At 58.9% G+C, this 6,211-nt stretch carries 5 protein-coding genes and 1 pseudogene; 5 read left to right on the forward strand and 1 reads right to left on the reverse strand.

Annotated features, from left to right (window positions below; translation table 11 throughout):
* Positions 1 to 26: 26 nt before the first annotated feature.
* Positions 27 to 218: a DUF2964 family protein gene (locus FQ755_RS27315; protein ID WP_144158157.1), complete on the reverse strand. Its 192-nt coding sequence runs from the start codon at positions 216 to 218 to the stop codon at positions 27 to 29.
* Positions 219 to 416: 198 nt separating this feature from the next.
* Here FQ755_RS27315 and FQ755_RS38350 point away from each other — a divergent pair, with 198 nt between their 5' ends.
* From FQ755_RS38350 to FQ755_RS27335, 5 genes and pseudogenes are all read left to right on the forward strand, one after another.
* Positions 417 to 788 (forward strand): hypothetical protein, encoded by a 372-nt coding sequence (locus FQ755_RS38350; RefSeq protein WP_260858891.1) that lies wholly within the window; start codon positions 417 to 419, stop codon positions 786 to 788.
* A 21-nt stretch (positions 789 to 809) separates the two neighbouring features.
* Positions 810 to 1,676, forward strand: a pseudogene (locus tag FQ755_RS27320) (CorA family divalent cation transporter).
* An 806-nt stretch (positions 1,677 to 2,482) separates the two neighbouring features.
* Entirely contained in the window at positions 2,483 to 3,733 is a 1,251-nt protein-coding gene (gene frc, locus FQ755_RS27325) for a formyl-CoA transferase (RefSeq protein WP_144158159.1), read from the forward strand.
* Positions 3,734 to 3,798: 65 nt separating this feature from the next.
* Positions 3,799 to 5,538: an oxalyl-CoA decarboxylase gene (gene oxc / locus FQ755_RS27330; RefSeq protein WP_144158161.1), complete on the forward strand. Its 1,740-nt coding sequence runs from the start codon at positions 3,799 to 3,801 to the stop codon at positions 5,536 to 5,538.
* Positions 5,539 to 5,545: 7 nt separating this feature from the next.
* The coding region (locus tag FQ755_RS27335; RefSeq protein WP_186308677.1) for a CoA transferase at positions 5,546 to 6,211 on the forward strand (666 nt) is incomplete at its 3' end.

Consider the following 6,211-nt stretch of genomic DNA (forward strand, 5'->3'; position numbering starts at 1 on the left):
GTATGCCCGGCCGGTATCCGTTTCATTCATGCCTCGTGTCCAGTTGCTGGATTGAGGAGCATAACGAAGCATGCAACGCTGGCCACGATCACGGCAACACCATAGCGAGTGACATTGTATTCGTCGAATAGCAAGCCGTGAACGGCGGCCCCCATGCCTGCCAAGGAAGCAAATACGGCAATTGCCGCAAGGATAATCCGATATTCTGTGTGTAACATGACGTTTTCCCCATCGATCGCATGATCGAGGCAATCCTCCCGCACGCACCACGGATCGATCCGGCAAACCTTTCCGGTGTGTCGATGACCGTAGGGTGTACGCTCACCCCGGTTTGCGTCTTGACGCAAATCATATTTTTGCCATGTCGAGATATGCGCGATATCCCCTCTCTGGGTACGTCAGCGGTCGATTGACGCATGGCAAATGTTTATCTATGCAGGATACCTAATCTGTCTTCATTCTGGTTCATGTCGGGTCTGAAGGAACATATCTTCAAGCAGCCTGCTTTTGGACTTCTTGCGTTTCCTGGCGTTTCCTCTGGTGCTATCCGCATAGTGCTCACATATGATTCTGACCTCCCCTCATCACTCGTCAGCGTCGGCAAAAAGCGGGACGGTTGCAACAATTGGCACGATGTGCTCGACTGGAAGAAGCGGGGAATGGCGACAGAAGCTATATCGGTTCAGGAAACAGATCACTTTCCATTGGACCTCGGCTACCTCTTTTCCAGAAACGGAGTGGGCCGCAAGGTCGACGCAAAAACAGCCATCGAATGGCTGAAGAATTAGAACGGCACGGATGGAGAATTCATCTGGCTGCATTTCCGCGACATCCCGACCGTCCTTGCGGGTTGGCCCCTGCAGCATCTGGAACTGCCGGAGACATTCGGCGAAACGCTCAGGGAAGGTTCCCGCTCAACCCGTATTGCGCACGTGCATCAAAACCTGATCGCCGTAATCAATGACGTCGACTATGATTTTGAGCGGAAAAAGCCCCTCAAGGTAGCAACGCTCTGGCTTAACGTGGGCGCTCGCTGTCTTCTGAGCGTACGCAGCCTCTCCCTGCGTTCGGTGAACCAGTTACGGCTGGCAGTCGAGGCAGGGGAAGCCTTCCATGGTCCGATGTCGCTATTGATCCACCGGCTGCAAGAGCAGGCGGATGTGCTACTCGGTATTGTCGGGAACTCGGCGCAAATCACCAATACCGTCGAAGAAACGCTGCTCTCCGGTCAATTACCCACGCGCGCCAGCCTGGGCGGCATCCGTCGCGACCTCGTGCGGCTGCGCCGCCTTCTGGCACCGGAGCCCGCATCTCTGTTCCGGCTTATCAATCGGCCGCCGCACTAGGTGCGGGAAGAAGACGCCCAATCCCTGCAGCAGTCTGCGGAGGAATTCTCCCTGGCGTTACGCGATATGGTCGGCCTGCAGGAACGCGTCAAATTGCTCGAAGAGGAAATCGCCGACAGGGTCGCCGAGCACACCAACTGGAGTGTCCTGATATTAACGGCCGTCACCGTAATCGCTTCGCCCGTGAATCTGATTTCCGGCCTGTTGGGCATGAACGTCGGCGGCATCCCCTTCAGGTACTACGACAAGGGATTCTGGATCGTCATTCTGATGTCAGTCGGTCTTACGAGCCTGGCAGCATGGCTTATTTTCCGGCGAAGACATGAATGAAGGCATCACCGAGCGCCACGGATAGCGCTCGTTGATGCGCACCCGCTGTCGCATCGGACCGGCACTATAAACCCCTTGACAGTACATAGTTCGAAAGGAGAGAGGCAAGAGGACGTGTGAATGCCTGTGCGTGTATCGCGGCCAACGCCCGGACATCTATCGCGATGGATAGCCAAGTGCGTGCATCAACCTCTCGTGCTTTTCGCCGCACTGCCTCTTGGAACGGTTGTAGTTGTGGAACAGACCACGCCCGTTTGTGACCACCTCCATCCGCTATGGACCACTATGGTCAACGAGCCGTTCGTGATTCTTCAACTTCGAGCCATCGAAGAGAAAAGCAACGTCTACGCGATAACTGCCCACTCGCGAGTATTTGATAGCCCAGACATTGCCGCATTGAACGATAGAGACTGTCTCAACGCTGAGACTTGGACAGATTGATCGGCAGTTTGTTTCAGTTATTATTTTTATAAATTAATTCATTTTAATCATTAAAATGGAATTTTAAAAACCATGGAAAGCCTGTCGAGATTCGCGATATTTATTACCAAAAATTTCTAATTTCGATACAAAAATCCATTCGCCTTCATTGATTGATCCAGATCATTTCGGCAGGGTACCGACGCGCTTAGAGTGGGTCCAGATCCACCGGCGCCAGCTGAAACCGCGTCCGCCTGGCACGACAGACCATCCAGACAGTGCGCAACATGGTTGAAGCGCTCATCCGTGTTTGTGTTTGCGCACGTCCGGGTCCCAGTGTCATTTGACAATCAACCGCTTTATCGCCCCGTATTGGAGAGGCCATCATGAATTTACCGCTGAAGGGAATCAAGGTTATCGACTTTACCGGTGTACAAGCCGGTCCCGCCTGCACGCAGTTATTGGCATGGTTCGGTGCCGAAGTTCTGAAGGTGGAGCGTCCTGGTGTGGGTGACGTCACACGCCGTCAATTGCGGGACATCCCGGATCTCGATGCGCTCTACTTCACGATGCTCAATAGCAACAAGAAGTCGCTAGAACTCAACACGAAAACACCCGAAGGCAAGGCGATCATGGAGCAACTGATCCGCGATGCCGACGTGCTGGTCGAAAATTTCGGACCGGGCGCGATGGACCGGATGGGGTTCACGTGGGAATATATCCAGGAACTCAACCCGCGCATCATCTTCGGTTCGGTGAAGGGCTTCAACGAGAATTCGCCGTATTCCGACATCAAGGTTTATGAGAACGTCGCGCAATGCGCGGGCGGCGCCGCATCGACAACCGGCTTCTGGGACGGCCCGCCGACGATCAGCGCAGCCGCACTCGGCGACAGCAACACCGGTATGCACCTCGCAATCGGCATCCTGACCGCGTTGATCGGACGCGAAAAAACCGGCAAGGGGCAGAAGGTATCCGTGTCGATGCAGGACGCGGTGTTGAACCTGTGCCGCGTCAAGCTGCGAGACCAGCAACGGCTCGAACGGGTCGGCTATCTGGAGGAATATCCGCAGTATCCGAACGGCACCTTCAGCGATGTCGTGCCGCGTGGCGGCAATGCGGGCGGCGGCGGGCAACCCGGGTGGGTGCTCAAGTGCAAGGGCTGGGAGACCGATCCGAACGCGTACATCTACTTCACCATCCAGGAACAGGACTGGGGACCAACCTGCCAGGCGATCGGCAAGCCGGAATGGAGCGACGATCCGGCCTACGCCACCGCACATGCGCGTCAGTCACACATCTTCGAGATTTTCGCGGATATCGAGAAGTGGCTGGCCGACAAAACCAAATTCGAGGCAGTCGACATCCTCCGCAAGTTCGGCGTGCCGTGCTCGCCGGTGCTGAACATGAAGGAAATTGCCAACGACGCGGCATTGCGCGCAAGCGGCACCGTCGTTGAAGTTCAGCAAAAGAAGCGCGGTACCTACCTCACCATTGGCAGCCCCATCAAGTTCTCCGACTTCACGCCCGATATCGTCGGCTCGCCGCTGCTCGGCGAGCACACCGATGAGGTACTCGCGGGCCTCGGCTATAGCCAGGCACAGATCGACAAGCTGCGTGAAGCGAAGGTCGTCTAGGCGTCCCTGCACTGCACACAACCAGGCAACCAGGCAACCAGGCAACCATCGCAAGGTACTCAAAGATGACTATCGAATCCGAACAGACCGTCCTGACCGACGGGTTTCATCTTGTCGTCGATGCGCTAAAGCTCAACGGCATCGACACGATCTACGGCGTAGTCGGCATTCCCATCACCGACCTCGCCCGCCTCGCGCAAGCCGAGGGCATGCGGTACATCGGGTTCCGGCACGAGCAGTCGGCCGGCAACGCCGCCGCGATCGCAGGCTATCTGACGCAAAAGCCGGGGGTTTGCCTTACCGTCTCCGCACCGGGGTTCCTCAACGGCATGGTGGCGCTGGCTAACGCGACCACGAACTGTTTTCCGATGATCCTGATCAGCGGATCCAGCGACCGGGCCATCGTCGATCTGCAGCAAGGCGACTACGAGGAACTCGACCAGATGAATGCGGCGAAGCCTTACGCGAAGGCCGCGTTCCGCGTCAACCGGCCCGAGGACATCGGTATCGGCATCGCCCGTGCGATCCGCGCAGCGGTGTCCGGGCGGCCTGGCGGCGTTTATCTCGATCTGCCCGCCGAGGTACTGCGCGCGGCTCTCGATGAGCAGACGGCGGCGCGCTCGCTGGTACGCGTGGTCGACCCGGCTCCCAAACAAATCCCTTCACGCGAATCGGTGGACCGGGCAATCGAACTGCTGGCGCGCGCGCAGCGTCCGCTTGTGATTCTCGGCAAGGGCGCCGCCTACGCACAGGCCGACGACACCATTCGCGCCTTCATCGAAACCACCGGCATACCGTTTTTACCGATGTCGATGGCCAAGGGCCTGCTGCCCGACGATCACCCGCAATCGGCGGCTGCGGCCCGCTCGCTTGTGCTTGCCCAGGCGGACGTCGTGGTGCTGATCGGCGCACGGCTGAACTGGCTGCTGGGGCACGGCAAGGCGCCGCAGTGGTCGGCAACGGCGCATTTCATACAGGTCGATATCAGTCCAACCGAAATCGACAGCAACCAGCCGATTGCTGCGCCCGTCGTCGGCGATATCGGTTCCTGCGTGACGGCACTGCTGGCCGGTCTGACACTCGCTTGTCTGCAGCCGCCCGCTGCATGGCTCGATGCGATCGCCACGAATAAACAGCACAACGCCGAGCGCATGGCCGCCCATCTCGCAGCAACCGCTAGTCCGATGGACTTCTACACCGCACTGCGCGCGATTCGTGACGTACTTGCCGACCGGCCGGATGTGTACGTCGTCAACGAAGGGGCCAACACGCTCGACTTCGGCCGCAACATCATCGATATGCGCCTGCCGCGCAAGCGTCTCGACGCCGGCACCTGGGGCGTGATGGGTATCGGCATGGGCTACGCGATCGGCGCGGCGACCGTCAGCGGCAAGCCTGTCGTGGCGATCGAAGGCGACAGCGCTTTCGGTTTCAGCGGCATGGAGATCGAGACGATCTGCCGCTACCAGTTGCCGGTCGTGATCGTCGTGTTCAACAACGGCGGCATCTACCGCGGTGACGACGTCAACCGCAGCGGCGGCGCCGACGTCGCGCCGACCGTGCTGATGAAGAGTGCGCGCTACGAAAAGCTGATCGAGGCATTCGGTGGCGCTGGCCATTACGTCAGCGATCCGCAGGGTCTCGCGAAGGCACTCAGCGAATCGATCGCGTCGGGGCAACCGGCGCTGATCAACTGCGTGATCGATCCGGCCACCGGCACCGAAAGCGGGCATCTGAAGAAGCTCAATCCGCAAAGTGCCGCGACCCACGCCGCCGAACCGCAACGCAACGACATCAAGAGGTAGTCCGGCCATGTCATCCACGCACAACGAAAGAATTCGCGGACCCTTCTCCGGTCTGCTGGTTCTCGATCTGACCCATGTCCTCAACGGCCCGTTCGGCACGACCATCCTGACCGACCTCGGCGCGCGCGTGATCAAGATCGAGCCACCGGGTCACGGCGACGACACGCGCACCTACGGTCCGTTCGTCGGCGACCAGTCGCTCTACTTCAGCTTCGTGAATCGCGGCAAGGAAAGCGTCGTGCTGAATCTGAAAGACCCGGCCGACCGTGAGATTTTCCTGAACATGGTCCGCCACGCCGATGTGCTGGCCGAGAACTTCCGGCCCGGCACGATGAAACACCTGGGGTTCTCCTACGAGGAGCTCGCGGAGATCAACCCGCGTCTGATCTATGCGTCGTCGTCCGGCTTTGGCCAGACGGGCCCGCTCGCCACCTTCCCGGCCTACGACACGATCGTCCAGGCGATGAGCGGCATCATGGACGAGACCGGCTTTGCAGACGGGCCGCCGACCCGGGTGGGCACATCGTTGTCGGATCTGTGCGGCGGCATCTTCATGTTTTGCGGCATCGCAAGCGCGCTGTACGCACGCGAAAAGACCGGTAAAGGAGCACACGTCGACGTCGCGATGTTCGATGCGACGCTGGCGTTCCTCGAACACGGCTTCATGTCGTAT

It is taken from the genome of Paraburkholderia sp. BCC1885, from assembly GCF_900996235.1.
Taxonomy (GTDB): Bacteria; Pseudomonadota; Gammaproteobacteria; order Burkholderiales; family Burkholderiaceae; genus Paraburkholderia.

What these genes read in the sequence shown, in the direction of transcription:
- FQ755_RS27315 (WP_144158157.1), bottom strand. Translation starts at nt 218, where the DNA reads ATGTTACACACAGAATATCGGATTATCCTTGCGGCAATTGCCGTATTT.
- frc (WP_144158159.1), top strand. Translation starts at nt 2,483, where the DNA reads ATGAATTTACCGCTGAAGGGAATCAAGGTTATCGACTTTACCGGTGTA.
- FQ755_RS38350 (WP_260858891.1), top strand. Translation starts at nt 417, where the DNA reads ATGGCAAATGTTTATCTATGCAGGATACCTAATCTGTCTTCATTCTGG.
- oxc (WP_144158161.1), top strand. Translation starts at nt 3,799, where the DNA reads ATGACTATCGAATCCGAACAGACCGTCCTGACCGACGGGTTTCATCTT.